The 15,173-nt window shown below is 61.5% G+C and carries 15 protein-coding genes; 4 read left to right on the top strand and 11 right to left on the bottom strand.

Features of this window, described 5'->3' with window-relative positions; all coding sequences use genetic code 11:
- Window positions 1-51 precede the first annotated feature (51 nt).
- Window positions 52-1,269, top strand: a complete 1,218-nt coding sequence (locus WHX55_RS19630) for a cytochrome c biogenesis protein DipZ (RefSeq protein WP_150759657.1) — start codon at window positions 52-54, stop codon at window positions 1,267-1,269.
- Window positions 1,270-1,278: 9 nt separating this feature from the next.
- On the opposite strand, the gene WHX55_RS19625 is transcribed toward WHX55_RS19630, so the two are convergent.
- Window positions 1,279-2,271 (bottom strand): AraC family transcriptional regulator, encoded by a 993-nt coding sequence (locus WHX55_RS19625; protein ID WP_150725267.1) that lies wholly within the window; start codon window positions 2,269-2,271, stop codon window positions 1,279-1,281.
- A 177-nt stretch (window positions 2,272-2,448) separates the two neighbouring features.
- On the opposite strand from WHX55_RS19625, the gene WHX55_RS19620 reads away from it, so the two are divergent.
- Window positions 2,449-2,718: a DUF4242 domain-containing protein gene (locus tag WHX55_RS19620; RefSeq protein ID WP_150752925.1), complete on the top strand. Its 270-nt coding sequence runs from the start codon at window positions 2,449-2,451 to the stop codon at window positions 2,716-2,718.
- Window positions 2,719-2,763: 45 nt separating this feature from the next.
- Window positions 2,764-3,576 carry a class I SAM-dependent methyltransferase gene (locus WHX55_RS19615; protein WP_150752924.1) on the top strand — a complete coding sequence of 271 codons (813 nt, stop codon included), beginning with the start codon at window positions 2,764-2,766 and terminating at the stop codon, window positions 3,574-3,576.
- Window positions 3,577-3,712: 136 nt separating this feature from the next.
- Here WHX55_RS19615 and WHX55_RS19610 read toward each other — a convergent pair whose 3' ends face one another.
- Both WHX55_RS19610 and pcsA read right to left on the bottom strand, forming a co-directional pair.
- Entirely contained in the window at window positions 3,713-4,099 is a 387-nt protein-coding gene (locus WHX55_RS19610) for a DUF488 family protein (protein ID WP_353741094.1), read from the bottom strand.
- A gap of 2 nt (window positions 4,100-4,101) precedes the next feature.
- A complete protein-coding gene (pcsA, locus tag WHX55_RS19605) occupies window positions 4,102-4,824 on the bottom strand; it encodes a phosphatidylcholine synthase (protein WP_353741093.1) in 723 nt (240 codons plus the stop codon).
- A 256-nt stretch (window positions 4,825-5,080) separates the two neighbouring features.
- Between pcsA and WHX55_RS19600 the strand changes: the two genes are divergently transcribed.
- Window positions 5,081-5,812, top strand: coding sequence for a tellurite resistance TerB family protein (locus tag WHX55_RS19600; RefSeq protein ID WP_353741092.1), 732 nt, complete (start codon window positions 5,081-5,083; stop codon window positions 5,810-5,812).
- A 103-nt stretch (window positions 5,813-5,915) separates the two neighbouring features.
- Here WHX55_RS19600 and WHX55_RS19595 read toward each other — a convergent pair whose 3' ends face one another.
- The 8 genes from WHX55_RS19595 to potE all read right to left on the bottom strand — a co-directional run bounded on the left by WHX55_RS19595 (window position 5,916) and on the right by potE (window position 15,104).
- Window positions 5,916-6,590 carry a DUF3313 domain-containing protein gene (locus tag WHX55_RS19595; RefSeq protein WP_150725272.1) on the bottom strand — a complete coding sequence of 225 codons (675 nt, stop codon included), beginning with the start codon at window positions 6,588-6,590 and terminating at the stop codon, window positions 5,916-5,918.
- A gap of 50 nt (window positions 6,591-6,640) precedes the next feature.
- The gene (locus WHX55_RS19590) at window positions 6,641-7,909 is read right to left on the bottom strand and encodes an outer membrane protein transport protein (protein ID WP_150752921.1); all 1,269 of its coding nucleotides are present in this window, start codon (window positions 7,907-7,909) and stop codon (window positions 6,641-6,643) included.
- Window positions 7,910-7,977: 68 nt separating this feature from the next.
- On the bottom strand, window positions 7,978-9,591 hold the full coding sequence (locus WHX55_RS19585) for an arylsulfatase (RefSeq protein WP_353741091.1): 1,614 nt from the start codon (window positions 9,589-9,591) through the stop codon (window positions 7,978-7,980).
- 218 nt (window positions 9,592-9,809) lie between these two features.
- Complete coding sequence (locus WHX55_RS19580) at window positions 9,810-10,088, bottom strand: DUF3303 family protein (protein WP_057398488.1); 279 nt, start codon at window positions 10,086-10,088, stop codon at window positions 9,810-9,812.
- A 203-nt stretch (window positions 10,089-10,291) separates the two neighbouring features.
- On the bottom strand, window positions 10,292-10,831 hold the full coding sequence (locus WHX55_RS19575; RefSeq protein ID WP_150759655.1) for an HD domain-containing protein: 540 nt from the start codon (window positions 10,829-10,831) through the stop codon (window positions 10,292-10,294).
- Entirely contained in the window at window positions 10,831-11,232 is a 402-nt protein-coding gene (locus WHX55_RS19570) for a hypothetical protein (protein WP_008050481.1), read from the bottom strand. Before WHX55_RS19570 ends, WHX55_RS19575 begins: the two co-directional genes overlap by 1 nt.
- 180 nt (window positions 11,233-11,412) lie before the next feature.
- Window positions 11,413-13,698, bottom strand: coding sequence for an Orn/Lys/Arg decarboxylase N-terminal domain-containing protein (locus WHX55_RS19565; protein ID WP_353741090.1), 2,286 nt, complete (start codon window positions 13,696-13,698; stop codon window positions 11,413-11,415).
- A complete protein-coding gene (gene potE, locus WHX55_RS19560; protein WP_150752917.1) occupies window positions 13,695-15,104 on the bottom strand; it encodes a putrescine-ornithine antiporter in 1,410 nt (469 codons plus the stop codon). The genes WHX55_RS19565 and potE overlap by 4 nt, the downstream gene beginning before the upstream one ends.
- Window positions 15,105-15,173 lie beyond the last annotated feature (69 nt).

Raw genomic sequence — 15,173 nt, 5'->3', positions numbered from 1 at the left:
CGCTCCCACATTGGCCAATGTGTTGCCTTCTAATGTGTATTAGGTGATCCCATGTTACTCATCGCTTTCCTGGGCGGCATATTGACCGTCCTCAGCCCGTGCATCCTGCCGGTCGTGCCATTCCTGTTTGCCGGGGCCGATCGCACACGCTCCTCGATCCTGCTGACCCTTGGCGGCATGGTCCTGACCTTTGCCCTGGTCTCCAGCCTGGCCGTGGTCAGCAGCGAGTGGGTGATCCAGGCCAGCAACACCGGCCGCCACGTCGCGCTGGTGGTGATGGTGCTGTTTGCCCTGTCGCTGATCTCCGCCCGGGTCGGTGACTGGCTGGCGCGGCCCTTCGTGTTGCTGGGCAACCGCATCGACCCGAACTCGCGCAAGAGGTCCGGGCCGCTGGCGTCGATCATGATCGGTGTCGCCACCGGGCTGCTCTGGGCACCCTGCGCGGGGCCGATCCTCGGGGTGATTCTCACCAGCGCCATGCTGCAAGGCGCGAACGCCGGCACCAGTCTGTTGCTGGTGGCCTATGGCGCGGGCAGTGCGCTGTCCCTGGGCACCTTGATCTTTGCCGGGCGCGGCCTGGTCAATCGCTTGAAACCGTCGATTCCGGTCACCGGCTGGCTGCGCCGTGGCGCCGGGGTTACGGTGCTCGCCGGTGCGGCGGCGATTGCAACGGGGGCCAATGACCTGTTGCTGGCCAACACCTCCTCGGAAGGTGTCAGCAGTGTGGAGAAAGGCGTGCTGGAAACCGTGCCGAAAGTCGTCGATTACCTGGTCAGCAAGGTCAAGGCTGACAGCACCATGGGCGATGCCCAGGGCGCCATGCCGTCGCTGTCCGGCGCGGTGGAATGGCTCAACTCACCGGCACTGACCAACGAAGCCCTGAAAGGCAAAGTGGTGCTGGTGGACTTCTGGACCTTCGACTGCATCAACTGCAAGCACACCCTGCCGTACGTGAAGGACTGGGCGAAGAAGTATGAAAAGGACGGACTGGTGGTGATCGGCGTGCACACGCCCGAATACGGCTTTGAACGCATCATCGACAACGTCAGGGCCAAGGTGAAGGAATACGGCATCACCTACCCGGTGGCGATCGACAACAACTACGCGATCTGGCGCAACTTCGACAACCAGTACTGGCCGGCGCACTACCTGATCGATGCCAAGGGCCAGGTGCGTTACACCCACTTCGGTGAAGGTAGCTACGACACGCAGGAGAAGATGATTCAGCAGTTGCTGGAGGAGGCCAAGGCCAGCGCGCCAGCGGCTTAGTCCGCTCGTTCAATGGCTCACGGGGCTTGCCTCGTGAGCCATGGTTTTTTTCTCCTGACCGCGCCGCCACGCCGCCGGTGGGGCACCGTACTCGCGACGGAAGGCGCGGCTGAAGGCGGTATCGGTCTGGTATCCCACTTCTTCGGCGATGCGCGTCAATGAGCTGTTGCTGCTGCGTAACAGGTTGGCGGCGAGCAACATGCGCCATTGCGTCAGGTACTGCATCGGCGACACCCCTACCAGTTGCTGGAAGCGTTCGGCCAACACCGATCTTGAGGTGCTGGCGGTGCGCGCCAGTTCCTCCAGCGTCCAGGCGTGGCAGGGTTTTTTGTGCAAGGCGTTGAGGGCGGCGCCGACGATGCGGTCGCGCACACCGGCCAGCCAGCCGGTGCGGCCTTCGCCCTGTTCGTTCATGTACAGGCGCAACACTTCGATGAACAGCACTTCGGCCAGTTTGGCCAATACCCCTTCGCCGCCAGGGCGGGGCGAGCGGGCTTCGGCGAGGGCATAGCGCACGGAGGACTCCAGCCAGATACCGGCATCCGAACCGCGCACATTGACCCGCACCACGGCCGGCAAGCCCTTGAGCAACATGCCCGCCAGGCGCGTGTCGCACGCCAGGTAACCGCAGACCAATCGGGTGACCGCGCCACCCCCGCCATAGCTTAATTGCCGGGGCCGGCGCGCCAGCACCGCATCCAGTCGCGCACCCGTGGCCGGGGGCAATCCGGGATGTGAGCACATGCGATGGGCATCGCCTTGTGGAAAGATCACCACGTCGCCCGCACTCAGCAGCAGCGGCGGGTCATCGCCCAGTTCGACGTAGCACTCGCCCTCGGTGATCAGGTGAAAGATCACCACCCGCTCCGCATCGGGCTCCAGAAACGGCGCCGCCGTATCGGCGCTGGGCGACTGGTAGCACCAGGGCGCGGTGAACCGGGCGTTGATGAAGATCGCGCCAACCAGGTGCACGACGCGCAGGGTCTGTGACAGAGCGTCCATTGGGGTTTCCCCGTGGGAGGTTCCTGATTGTGAACGCGCCTGCGCGCAACGTGGAATCTCCGGACGATCGGGCAGGGTTGGGCGACGATCGGACAGGACGCCAGCGCCCGTCAGGACGATAGTTTGATCACAGGGTGAGTGCCGCCCTGCCATCCACAACAATAAAGAGAGGTTGCCATGCCTAAGTTCGTCATCGAACGTGAGATCCAGGGCGCCGGAGCTCTGTCGGAAAGGGATTTGAAAGCCGCTTCGCTGAAGTCCTGCCAGGCGTTGCGTGAGTTGCCAGAGGTGCAGTGGCTGCAGAGCTATGTCACCGGTGACAGACTCTACTGCGTGTACATCTCGCCGAACGAGGCGCAGATCCAGGAGCACGCCAGGATCAGTGGCTTTCCCGCCAATCGCATTTCCCAGGTCATGAACATCATTGATCCGACAACGGCGGAGTGAATGCCCGCCAGGCCCGATTCGTGTTTCAACCCAGAGACCGTTTCCATGAGTACACCCATTGATCTGACTGCCTTGAAAAACCGCCAGATGGCCTCCTGGGCCAGCGGTGACTACGCCGTGATCGGCACCACCTTGCAGATTGTCGGCGAGCAACTGGCCGAAGCCTGCGACCTCTTGTGCGATGAACGCGTGCTCGACGTTGCCGCCGGCAACGGCAACGCAACCCTCGCCGCTGCCCGCCGTGGCTGCCAGGTGACGTCCACCGACTATGTTGCCGCCTTACTCGAACGCGGCGAAGAACGGGCCCGGGCAGAACGCCTGAACGTCTCCTTCCAGGTCGCCGATGCCGAAGCCTTGCCCTTTGCCGACGGCAGTTTTGATGCCGTGCTGTCGACCTTCGGCGTGATGTTCACCCCGGACCAGCCCAAGGCCGCCGCGGAACTGGCGCGGGTTTGTCGCCCGGGCGGGCGGATCGGCCTGGCCAACTGGACGCCGGAAGGCTTCGTCGGCCAGATGTTCAAGACCCTGGGCCAGCACCTGCCACCCCCTCCAGGTGCGAATCCACCCTCACGCTGGGGCACCGAAGCCTGGCTGCACGAGCATTTTGACGAGCGTGAATTCCTGCTCCAGGTGACGCGCCGCACGTTCAATTTCCGCTATCGCTCGGCGGCGCATTTCATCGACACCTTCCGCGAGTGGTACGGACCGGTGCACAAGGCCTTCGCCGCGCTGCCCGCGGACGGCGCCAAGGCCCTGGAGTCGGACCTGACCGAGCTGATCAACCGGATGAACCGGGCGGGCGACAAGTCGCTGGTGGTGCCGAGTGAATATCTGGAGGTAGTGATCACGCGGCGTTAAGCGATAACGATAACAATGCAAAACCCCCTGTGGGAGCGAGCCTGCTCGCGAATGCGGTGTATCAGCCACAGCATCTATGACTGAAAGACCGCTTTCGCGAGCAGGCTCGCTCCCACAGGGGGAGTGGTGGTGCCGGCTAAATAACCTTCGCCCCCCGCGCCTCCAGCAACTCGCGCAATACCGACCGATGACAATGCGCTTCATCCTCGCAGTAACACCCCACGGCCAGGGACGTCTGATGGGAGAGCGCGGCCAGCAGATCCAGCAACTGACTGGCCGCAGGCTGGCTCATCTCGGCCTTGAACTTGCGCCGGAACACCTCCCAGGCCTTGGCATCTTGCGCAGCCTTGGCCTCGGCCACCAACTGCGTACTGGGCGACAGCAGCGGCTGCCAGACATCATAAAAGTCCCGACGGGCGAATTCGGCTTTCGGTACGCCACGGGGAGGGCGGCGTACCGTGCCCAGGCGCAAGCCTTCGTCAGGTCGACGGGGTGATCCGAGTTGAACGATATGCACCACCATGGCTACTTGAACCTCGATTCGTCGAGCCACTCCAGCGCCGTGCGCCACAAGCAGATGCCCAGGAAGTACGCCGACATCAGCAGCCACAGCCCCATCACCAACGGATTGATCAACGGATGGTTGAGCACCAGCGACAAGCTGCACAGCAACCAGATGGCCGTCACCGCAATATTGATCGGCATGAACCGGCGCACGCGAAACGGGTGCAGGAATTTCATCCGGGACACGGTCAGCAGCGCCAGGCCAATCACCGTGACGAAGGTGATCCACGGCGACGGAGCGATGATGTACAGGCACAAGGCGACCACGTTCCAGGCGGCGGGGAAACCCTGGAAGTAGTTGTCTGTGCTCTTCATGTTGACGTTGCAGAAGCAGAACAGCGACGACACCAGAATCAGCGACACGCTCAGCAGCAAGGTGTAGTCCGGCAACGGGATGTAGCGATAGATGAACAGTGCCGGGATAAACACGTACGTCAGGTAGTCGATCACCAGGTCGAGGATCGAGCCATCGAAGCTCGGCAACACCGACTGCACGTTGACCTTGCGTGCCAGCGCACCGTCCAGTCCGTCGACGATCAGGGCGACACCCAGCCACAGCAGGCAATGGGTCGGCTGGTTATCCAGCAGGGAGAGGGTGGCGAGGAAAGCGGTGACCACGCCAGTGGCGGTAAAGCCATGGGCGCCCCATGCTTTGAGCCTGGCGATGTACTGGGTTGAAATCACGGGGGCGTTCTCCAGTGAATGAAGCAAGCCAGTTGTCACCCCGCGTACGGGGTGGTGGCAAACCGGGTCGGGTTGCAGGTATCGACCGGGTATCCGGGAATAAGGTTCACCACCTATGAATCTTAGCTGGCCCACAAAAAATACCCCGGAGCAATCCGCGGTAGCGCGGGCGGGTCAGCCCAACGGTGCTGGCACATTCGCCTGCGGGGGCTATCGTTGCCTGACTGGATAAACGCCCTTCAAGAGGACAAACGGCATGAACACCAGCGATCTGCTCGAACAATTACTGCGCGCCGGCCAGGGCTCTATGGCGCAACAGGGTGGCGGTGGCGCGTCGGCCCAAGGCGGGCTCGGCGACCTGGGTGGATTGCTCGACGGCTTGTTGGGCGGTGGCGCCGGTGCGGGTGCTGGTGGCGGTGGTGCAGGGTTGGGCGGATTGCTCGGTGGTTTGCTTGGCGGCGGTTCGCCGATGGGCGGTGCACCGCAAAGTCGTTCCGCTGGCGGCACAAATTATGCGGCGCTGGCGTCCCTGGGCATGATGGCGTTCCAGGCGTACCAGGCCTGGCAACGCAGTCAGGCGTCGGCACCGCAAGAAGCGCCACGGACCGTGGACTTGCTGGCCGGCCCGGAGGTCGAGGAGCACAGCCATGCGATCCTGCGGGCATTGATTGCCGCGGCCAAGGCCGATGGCCGCATCGATGTCGCCGAGAAGCAGATGATCAGCACTGAAATCGGCCGTCACACCGACGATCCGCAATTGCAGCAATGGCTGGACGACGAGGTCGCCAAGCCACTGGACGCCAATGACGTCGCGCAGTCGGCCACTGACCCAGCCATGGCCTCGGAGATGTACCTGGCCAGCGTGATGCTGGTGGACGACCAGCAGGACGCCGAGCGCAACTATCTGGATGAACTGGCCGCAGCGTTACAGATCGACCCGCAATTGCAAGTGCATCTGGAGCAGCAGGCCAAGGGCGGTGCGGCCTAAATCGCCCTGGGCAACAGAAACGTGGTGATGAAGGAGTGACCGCAAGAGTCAGGAAGGAACTCCATGTGGCGAGGGAGCAAGTTCCCTCGCCACATGGAGTGTGTTACTTGAGGAACGCCTGGAAGTCGGTGCCCAGTTTGTCGATCGCCGCCTTGAAGTCCTTGGCGGTAATCTGCTGGCTTTCGTTTTTCAGTTCGGTGCCGAACACCTTGCGCACCACTTTGGCCACGGTCTGGTTGCTCTTGGCGTCAACGAACTCGGCTTCGATGAACAGGGTGGTGTCCTGGTCACGGTGACCGGTGGCAGCTTGAGTTGCCCCGACTACGGCCGCGATGGGAACCACTTCATACCACTTCATGCCTTCGTTCTCGGCGTTCACCCCGGTGATCGCCGCACGCATGATCAGAGGGCGGGAACCCGCCGGAGCGGATGAGGAAGTGGGTACTACGCGATACTTCTGACCCAGGGAGGCCTTGGCCTTGCTGGTCATGTAGTTCTGAATGTCGGTCAGGGTCTGCTGGTTGACTCGCTCATCGGGTTTTGGCGCTGGGTAGAGCTCCAGTTTGTTGAACACCACGGTGTCATAGGCATTGGGGTTCCACGAAGGGCTGACCCAGCGCATCGCGGTTCCACCGCTCGGCGTTTCGACTTCCTGCAGGTTGTTGTAGTTGGACAGGAAGCCTGAGTATTGCTCCTTCTCCGTCACTTTCGAGGTGCAACCGCCTAGCAGCAGACTGGCCAGCGTGGCGCCGAAGAGCAGTTTTCGGGACAGATTCATAGTGGTGTTTACTCCTTGGAAGAAATCTTCGTTCTTTTGTTTACAAGACATCAAAATCGCCAGGTCATGTTCCCGCTCAAGGCTTGAATCCAGGCATTGTCGAATTGACCGGATACTCGATTGCCCGATACGGATTTGGTCTGCTCAACCGGCATGTCGCCGAGCCAGACCATGGCCCAACTGACGTTGACATCGGTGTCCTTGTTCAGAGCATAAGTGGCTCCTGTGGCAATACGCCAGGATTCGTTCATCGGCAGGATCACGCTACGGTTGCTGTCCGAGACGGCACTGCTGTCGTAGGCCACGCCGAAGTTCCACAGCCACTGCTCGGTCGCCTGGTATTGCGCGCCAAGGGAGAGGTGCCAGGTGTCCTTGAAACCAGCGTCGATCGTTTTCGATTGCGCTCCAAACGCGGTGGTGTCGACCTCTACGCCGATGTCGCCGAACTCCGACCAGTCCTGCCAGTTGGCCGAGGCCAGCAGTGCCCATTGCCGGTCCAATTGCTGGAACAGGCTCAGGGTGACGGTTTGCGGCACCTTCGTGTCGAGTTCGGTGTTGGTGTTGTTGACTCGTTCGAGTAGCCGACCATCGCCCTTGACGTCGAGCTTGTCTTCGAAGTCCAGGTCGACCTGGCTGGTGTAGGTCAGGCCGATGCGCGTGCCGGGTTGCGGGGCGTAGATCACGCCGACGTTGGCGCCAAAGCCCCAGTCGTTGTCCCTGTATTTGAATTGGCCGTCTGAGCGGTCAGTGAAGCCGAAAGGGGAGCGGTCGATGGCGGTGTCCGCCTTCAACATGCCGTACATGGCCTTGATGCCAAGCCCGACCGACCACTGCTCGTTGAAGCGATACGCCACACTGGGCACCAGCGACAAGCCGAGCAGGCTGTCGTTCTGCACGAAGTAGCGGCCAGACCAGTCGTTGTCGTAATTGAGCGCCAGGCCGAAGTCACCGTACTGGCCGAAACCGACGCTCCAGTGCTCGTCCAGTTCATGGCTGATGAAGAAGCTGCCACCGGGCATCGGATCGAGGGCATTGCCACTGCCGCTGCCCGGGGTGTTGGTACCGGAGTCGCGGTCGAAGCTCAGGTCGCCGTACAGGACCTGCAGGCCGGCGGTGATTTGCGTGCCCGGCAGGTAACTCATGCCCGCGGGGTTGCTGGCGATGGTCGAGGGGCCTTGGGCACGGGCGGCGGCACCGGCGTTGGCCAGGCCGGCGTTATCGGTGCCGATTTCATAGAGCATGATGCCACCGGCCCAGGCTTGCTGGCAGCACAGGGCAAGTAGCGCGGAGGTGGGCAGGGCAGCTGTTTTTATTGGCATTGAAATCCCTCGGCAATTGTCCATTTCGAATACGGGTGGACTGCATCAGCCACCCGTGGATTCGGCTGTTACTTGGCCATCTCTGCCCGAGCCGCGGCGATCTTGGCTTTAACCGAGTCGAGGTTGAAGCTCGCGCCTTTTTGCATCGGCGGGAACTCGATCGCCGTTTCCGCCAGTTTGGCCACCTGTTGCTGGACGAACACGAAACGCCAGAACTGGAACTTGAACCAGTCGAAGTACTGTTGCGAACCCTGCGCGGCCTGGTTTTCCGGCCAGCCCATGCGCTCGAACGGGTCGAGTCGAAGATTGGTCAGGATCGGCACGTCCACAGCAACTTTAGCCCCCATCCAGCCCCCCGGTTGGTCAATGAAGCGATATTTGTAGTCGTCTATGCGCACTGCACCCAAGGCGCTCTCTCCAAAGTAGAAGATTTCATGCCGGTTCGACGGACCTTTTCCGGTGATCATTGGAGTTTGATCATAGCCGTCCAGATGAACTTTGTAGGTGGTGTCGCCCAATTGTTTGCCTTTGAGCAGTTCGGCGGTGATGTTCGGGTTGCCCGCGGCAGCGACCAGGGTCGGGAACCAGTCCATACCGGACATGATGCCGTTGGCGACCTGGTTGGCCGGCACTTTGCCCGGCCAGCGAATGATCGCCGGCACCCGGAAGCCACCTTCCATGACCGTGCCCTTGCCCATGGCGAACGGCGTCGTGCCGCCATCGGGCCAGGTGAAGTTTTCCGCTCCATTGTCGGTGGTGAAAATGACGATGGTGTTGTCGTCCATGCCGTCTTTCTTCAGCTTCGCCAGGACATCGCCGACGATGTCATCGAGCTGCGCCATGCCGGCTTCCTGTTCCGACCAGCCATTCTGCGAGTTGCGCATGGCCTGGTACTTGTCGGACAGGTGCGTGACGATGTGCATGCGGGTCGGGTTGAGCCAGACGAAGAACGGTTTGTTGTCCTGCCTGGCCTTGTCGATGAACGAGAAGGCCTTGTCGCGAATCTCCTCGTCGACGGTTTTCATTCGCTCCGGATAGAGCGTGCCGGCGTCTTCGATTTTCTGCTTGCCCACCTTGCCCCAGCGCGGCATCACGGTCGTGTCATCGGTGGAGGAGGACCAGCTGTGGACCATGTTGCGTGGGCCCACGGTCGCGAGCAGTTCCTGCGGATAATTGGGGTGTGCCGGATCTTCCATGGCGTCGAGGTGATAGAGGTAGCCGAAGAATTCATCGAAACCATGGACGGTGGGCAGGAACTGGTTGAGGTCGCCCAAGTGGTTCTTGCCAAACTGGCCGGTGGCATAACCCATGGCCTTGAGTGCGGTCGCGATGGTGACGGCTTCGGCGGGAATGCCTACGGGCGAGCCGGCCTGGCCGACGGTGGTCATGCCCGTGCGAATCGGCAGTTCGCCGGTGATGAAATTGGCGCGTCCGGCGGTGCAACTGGCTTCGGCGTAATAGTCGGTGAAACGCATGCCTTCATTCGCCAGTTGGTCGAGGTTGGGGGTTCTGCCAGCCATCATGCCTTGGTTGTAGACGCCGATATTCGACCAGCCGATATCGTCGCCCATGATCACCAGGATGTTGGGGGACTTGTCAGCGGCCAGGGTCAGGCCAGGAAGCGCCATGGCAGATAGCAACAGGGGGACAGCAAACATCGAGGATAAGGTTTTCCGGTTCATGTCGAGTTCCTGTGTACTAGCGTGAGTACATTGAGACGAGCCCCCAACCGCCGCTGAAATGTGTTATCCCCCCGCGATGAGCGTAGGTTTGAATTGCGAAATATCCAGTAATGAGTAGTCAGAAAATCAGTGTTGCAGGGGCGTTGCATCGAATTGGCCTTCCGGCGAAGCAGCCGCTCAAGTCGGGCGGCGAGCGATACCCGCCGCCCCCTTCGTCATTACCGGTCGGCAGTGGCGGCCAGCAATGGTGCGATTTGCTCATCGGTCAAAGCGGCATGCACGTCCATGCTCATCAGGTCGTTCCACTCCAGCACCCATTTCTGAATCGGCACCAAATCACTCGCCTCGGCAATGCCGAAGCCGGCCGAGCTCCCTACAGCGTGCCAGCGCCCGTGCATGGTGACGCCTGCGGGCGGTGCGCCACCGGTCTTGAGAAAACGTGCGATTGCGGCATCACGGTTGTCCGGGCTGATTGTCCAACTGACGATGAATAACATCGGCCATCTCCTGTTGTGCACTGGCACCTGTTGTTTGCGCGCACCTGGCTGGCGCCGGGGCCGTGGTCACGCTTGGATTTCCAGTTCCGTCCTGGCTGGCTTGCGGCAAAATCTCCCAAGGAAGGCATAGCAGTGCCCCGCGATTCATGTATGACCGCCGATCCTGTTCCGGTGCATTTTCGAGGGGGTAACAGACGCCTGTTTCACCAGCGCAACATGGGCAGCGGGCGCAGTGGCGAGCGGAGCAATTGGCGGGCTGAAAGCTTCATCAGCATCGAGTGGAAACCGTGATCGGGAAAGGTCGCCTGCACGGTTTTGATGACGCTGCGGGGCAAGCCGAAACGCACCAGGCCCAGGGACACATCCACCAGGTCGGCCTGGCGGAAGGGCTCGACACTGTCGGCGTAGGCACCGCGATAGCGGCGCAGCTTGTGATGCTCAAGTATCAACGCGCTGACTTCATCCTTCAGTTCCGGTCGTTGCTGGTTGTCGAGGTATTCGGTGACCAGGGCAATGGACGGCGGCAGGTAGTCGAGCGTGTCATCGGTCCAGATACCCAGGTCATGAAACGCCGCCGCGATTTGAACGGCCTCCGAGGGCAGGCCTTCGGCACCGCACAGGGCGCCATGGAAATTCAGCACCCGGTAAATGTGGTTGCGGTAGCCCTGCAGGTCGGCACCGATGGCCAGGGCGAACGAGGTGAGAATCTCGTCGGTGATGGGGAATTCGAGAATGGGTTTCATCAGGCGTCACGCAACAGGTCGTTGGCATTGAGCAGCTCGTAGGCAATCTCCGGGCGCTTTTCCATGGCACGGCGAATGGCGGCGGGGATATTGGCGCGGGTCTTTCGGCACAGCCCCGGCAGTTCGCCAATCTGGATGCCGATGCCGCGCATGGTGCGCACTTCATTGAAGCCGGGGGCGATGTCCACGCGGATGCCCAACTGTTCGAGCATGCGCCGTTGCAGGTGCTCCAGATCGCTCAGGCTCTGCAGGTTTTCCAGGCGTTCGATCAGGCGTTTTTCTTCGTTGCGGGTCAGAAACAGAATGCGCAGGTCCGCCCCCGGTGTTTCCAGCAACGGGTCACGCCCGCAGTCGCAGGCGCCGGGCGGGCAGGGTGAGCGGATCGCAGCGGTGGTGGTCATGGGGATTAATCATAGAGCGCTGTGATCGAGTTTGCCCATAGGGATTTTTTGGGGGATGCAAAGCAATGTGGGAGCGAGCCTGCTCGCGATGGCGGAGTGTCAGTCGACAGTGATGTTGACTGAAAAAACGCTATCGCGAGCAGGCTCGCTCCCACAGGGGTTGCGGTGAATCTGCGTGACTTATTTCAGTACCAGCATCCGATAAACGCCGTCTTCGACTTCGATCCCGTGGGTGTCATGGGTGAAGCCGGGGAAGGATTTGTCGAAGGCTTCCAGTGCCTTGAGATACGCCAGCAACGGACCGTCCGCAGGACCTGCGTTCTCACCCGGCATGAGCAGCGGGATGCCGGGCGGATACGGCACGATACCGGTCGCGGCGAGACGCCCGGCGGCTTCGTTGAGCGTCACCAGCTCGATGTCGTTGCGCACCAGTTTTTCGTAGGCCTCCACCGGGCTGAACTCGGCTTTTGGCAGGGTGCCGAAGGCCTGGGACATGTTGGCGGTGGTTTTGTGTTTCTTCATGGCGGCGAAGATTTCGTCGGCCAGATCCTTCAGGCCCATGCCGGCATAGCGATGCTGGTTGGCGTTGTACAGGTCGGGCAGGCACAGCTCGAGCTCGGCGTTGTCGTCGTAGTCACGCTTGAAGTCGAGCAGGGCGTTGAGCAGGGTGCCCCACTTGCCTTTGGTGATGCCGATGGAGAACAGGAACAGGATGGTGAAGTCGGTGGTTTTCTCGACCACGATACCCTGGCGGCCCAGGTACGCGGTGACCACGCAGGCGGGGATGCCGTTGGCGAGCAGGTTGCCGTCGTCGCCCATGCCCGGGGCAAGTACCGAAACCTTGATCGGGTCGAGCATGCAGTAGCCGTCTTCGATGTCGCCGAAGCCGTGCCAGACCGCGTTCGGGTGCAGGACCCAGCAGTTCGGGTCGGTTTTCAGCGTGGCCGGGTCGACCTCATGGAACGGCACGGTCGCTGCGCCAACCTGTACGGTCGGCGGCTGCCAGCAGGTAAAGAACCAGTCATCCTTGCTCAGCATCTCGTTGTGCATGCGCGAGAGCACCTGGCGGAAGCTGATCGCTTCTTCAATCGACTCGTTGGTGAGGATCTGCCCGCTCGGTGCTTCCATCATCGCCGAGCTGACGTCGCAGGACGCCATGATCGCGTAGTTCGGCGAGGTCGAGGCGTGCATCATGTACGACTCGTTGAAGCGCGCATGTTCAATCGGGTTACGCCCGTTACGCACATGGATCATCGAAGCCTGGGACAGGGCGGCCAGCAACTTGTGGGTCGACTGGGTGGCGAACACGGTCGGCTTGGACTTGTCGTGATCGGCCGGGTCGCCGTGCATGGCATGGCGTCCGCTGTACAGCGGGTTGAAGCGCGCATAACCGTACCAGGCTTCGTCGAAGTGCAGGCGGTCCACGCTTTCGCCCAGCAGCTCTTCGACGCGGGTGACGTTGTAGGTCAGGCCGTCGTAGGTGGAGTTGGTGACAATGGCGTGCACCGGCGTCGGGTCGATGCCTTGCTTGACCAGCGGGTTGTCGGCGATGGCGGCTTTCACGCCTTCGGCGCTCAGGGTCTGCGGCAGGATCGGGCCGATGATGCCGTAGCGGTTGCGGGTCGGCACCAGGTAGGTTGGAATCGCCCCGGACAGGGTCATCGCGTGCTCGGCGGACTTGTGGCAATTGCGGTCGCACAGGGCGATCTGGTTGCGCGTGACGCTGGCCATCAGGATGACGCGGTTGGACATCGACGAGCCGTTGGTCACGTAGTACGTGCGGTGGGCGCCGAAGACCTTGGCGGCGTAGCGCTCGCCCTGGCCGATGGGACCACTGTGATCGAGCAGGGAGCCCAGTTCGCCGACCGAGATCGACAGGTCGGAACGCAGCAGGTTCTCCCCGAAGAACTCGTAGAAGGCCCGGCCTGCGGTGCTTTTCAGGAACGCGGTGCCGCCGGCATGGCCGGGGGTGTGCCACGAGTATTCATAGTTGCGGGCAAACTTCACCAGCGCACCGAACATCGGCGGCAGGGCGGCCTGGCGATAGCGCTCGATGGCCGCCAGGATGCGCCCGCTGAGGAAACGCGAGGTGTCCTCGGGCAGCCAGATGAAGTCGTCGGCGTGTTGCATGACCAGCAACGGAATGCTCGACGCGGTGGTGCGGTCGCTGATCAGGAACACCGGCACCCGGGTGTTGCGCTCGCGCAGCTTGACCAGCAATTTGGTGCAGTCGGCGTGGCCTTCGCTGGTGTCCATTTCCCATCGGATGAGTACGCATTGAATGGCCGGGTCCGAGCGCAGGATCGAGGCGGCATCGATGAGACTTTCCGAAGCCAGAACACTGACGCCACGTCCCTCTACGTCGTGGACCAGTTGATCCAGGGCGCGGCCAAACACCGTTCGCTTGTCCGGCGGGCTGCTGACCAGTAGCGCCAGCATGCCCAGCGAGTGTTTATATTCCGTCATGCTTGAACCTCCATAGTGGCTTTATTCAGATTGTTCACCGGCACTGGCTCGCCAGTGAGGTGCTGCGCGCTGACGGTTTGCGTCGGCACGCTGTTGTTGAGTGCTTCGAGGCGGATCAGGCGGTTGTTGACGAAGCCGAACAGGGTGTAACCAACGATCGTGGCCACGCCGCCCAGCATCAGGGCCTGCTCACCGGAGCTGTACAGCGCCAGGTAGCTGTAGGCCGCCGCGATCAGGGCAATGACGTTGGTGGCCAGTGCTTTGCCTTCCGGCACGTTGGAGACTTTCTGCATGGTCATCAGCGCGGCCATGGACAGGATGTAAGGCACCAGGTTGGTCACCACAGCGAGGTTGACCAGGGTGTCGAACTGCTTGCTCAAGTCGGGGCTGATGGTGAGCAGGGCCAGCGCGGTTTGTGCCGCCAGCAGCACCAGCATGCCGACAATCGGCGTTCCCGCTTTGTTGCCCTTGGCAAAGATCGGCAGGAAGTAACCGGTGTCCGCCGAGCTTTTGTACACCTGGGCGATGGTGAACTGCCAACCCAGCAGTGAGCCGATGCAGGCGAGCACCATGGCCGCCATCACGATGTCGCCGACCATAGGGGTGAACATCTTGGCGAACACCAGGCCGAACGGCGCGGTGGACGCGACCAGTTCTTCGTTGCCGACGATACCGAAGATGACGTTGGTGGAGACGATGTAGATCACCGCCGCCCCCAGGGTGCCGCCCAGCACGGCAATCGGTACGTTGCGCTCAGGGTTTTCCACCGCGTCGGTGTTGGCGCAAGCCGATTCCAGACCGAGGAACGCCCACAGGGTAATGGCCACCGAGGCGCCTGCCGCTTCGAACCAGCCCTTGTCGTGGGGGTTCCAGCCAGCGGCGTATACGCTGCTGTCGAACCAGAACCAGCCCACCGTGGAGACCAGTACCACCGGTGCAATCACACCCCAGACCGTGACCGCGCCGATCCGGCCGGTAATGCTGGCACCGCCAAAGTTGGCGAAGGTGGTGATCCACAACAGGGCAATAGTGGCCAGGCCTACTTGCAGTGAATCGAGTGTTATCCCGAACAACACCTGGATATAGCCGACCGCGGTAATACTGATCGCCACGTTGGCAATCAACAGCGAGAGGCCATAGGTGTAGTTGGTGATGTAGTTACCTGCTTTACCGAAGGTGTATTCGGCGTAACCGCCCATGCCGCCGGTCTTGCGGCTGAGCATCCCGCATCGTGCAAAGGCGTAGGCCAGAGCGAGGGAGCCGGTGGCCGTTATCAGCCAGGAGAGGATCGAAATCGCACCGACTTCCGCGAGTTTCGTCGGTAGCAGGATAATGCCTGAGCCCAACATGTTGACGGCGGTCAACATTGTCAGTTGCCCCACACTCATTTTCTTTGCGACTGACATTCCGTTGCCTCACTTAGTTGGCGATTGAGAACCTTAGCTATAGCAAAGGTTTGAAAACTCGCAAGAAAT

The organism is Pseudomonas fluorescens (assembly GCF_040448305.1).
GTDB lineage: Bacteria > Pseudomonadota > Gammaproteobacteria > Pseudomonadales > Pseudomonadaceae > Aquipseudomonas > Aquipseudomonas fluorescens_BH.
The sequence above is the reverse complement of the archived record's forward strand: the minus strand, read 5'-3'. Positions and strand labels throughout refer to the sequence as shown.

What these genes read in the sequence shown, in the direction of transcription:
- WHX55_RS19590 (WP_150752921.1), bottom strand. Translation starts at nt 7,909, where the DNA reads ATGCCAATAAAAACAGCTGCCCTGCCCACCTCCGCGCTACTTGCCCTG.
- WHX55_RS19615 (WP_150752924.1), top strand. Translation starts at nt 2,764, where the DNA reads ATGAGTACACCCATTGATCTGACTGCCTTGAAAAACCGCCAGATGGCC.
- WHX55_RS19595 (WP_150725272.1), bottom strand. Translation starts at nt 6,590, where the DNA reads ATGAATCTGTCCCGAAAACTGCTCTTCGGCGCCACGCTGGCCAGTCTG.
- WHX55_RS19625 (WP_150725267.1), bottom strand. Translation starts at nt 2,271, where the DNA reads ATGGACGCTCTGTCACAGACCCTGCGCGTCGTGCACCTGGTTGGCGCG.
- WHX55_RS19610 (WP_353741094.1), bottom strand. Translation starts at nt 4,099, where the DNA reads ATGGTGGTGCATATCGTTCAACTCGGATCACCCCGTCGACCTGACGAA.
- WHX55_RS19600 (WP_353741092.1), top strand. Translation starts at nt 5,081, where the DNA reads ATGAACACCAGCGATCTGCTCGAACAATTACTGCGCGCCGGCCAGGGC.
- WHX55_RS19575 (WP_150759655.1), bottom strand. Translation starts at nt 10,831, where the DNA reads ATGAAACCCATTCTCGAATTCCCCATCACCGACGAGATTCTCACCTCG.
- WHX55_RS19630 (WP_150759657.1), top strand. Translation starts at nt 52, where the DNA reads ATGTTACTCATCGCTTTCCTGGGCGGCATATTGACCGTCCTCAGCCCG.
- WHX55_RS19585 (WP_353741091.1), bottom strand. Translation starts at nt 9,591, where the DNA reads ATGAACCGGAAAACCTTATCCTCGATGTTTGCTGTCCCCCTGTTGCTA.
- WHX55_RS19570 (WP_008050481.1), bottom strand. Translation starts at nt 11,232, where the DNA reads ATGACCACCACCGCTGCGATCCGCTCACCCTGCCCGCCCGGCGCCTGC.
- WHX55_RS19620 (WP_150752925.1), top strand. Translation starts at nt 2,449, where the DNA reads ATGCCTAAGTTCGTCATCGAACGTGAGATCCAGGGCGCCGGAGCTCTG.
- potE (WP_150752917.1), bottom strand. Translation starts at nt 15,104, where the DNA reads ATGTCAGTCGCAAAGAAAATGAGTGTGGGGCAACTGACAATGTTGACC.
- WHX55_RS19565 (WP_353741090.1), bottom strand. Translation starts at nt 13,698, where the DNA reads ATGACGGAATATAAACACTCGCTGGGCATGCTGGCGCTACTGGTCAGC.
- WHX55_RS19580 (WP_057398488.1), bottom strand. Translation starts at nt 10,088, where the DNA reads ATGTTATTCATCGTCAGTTGGACAATCAGCCCGGACAACCGTGATGCC.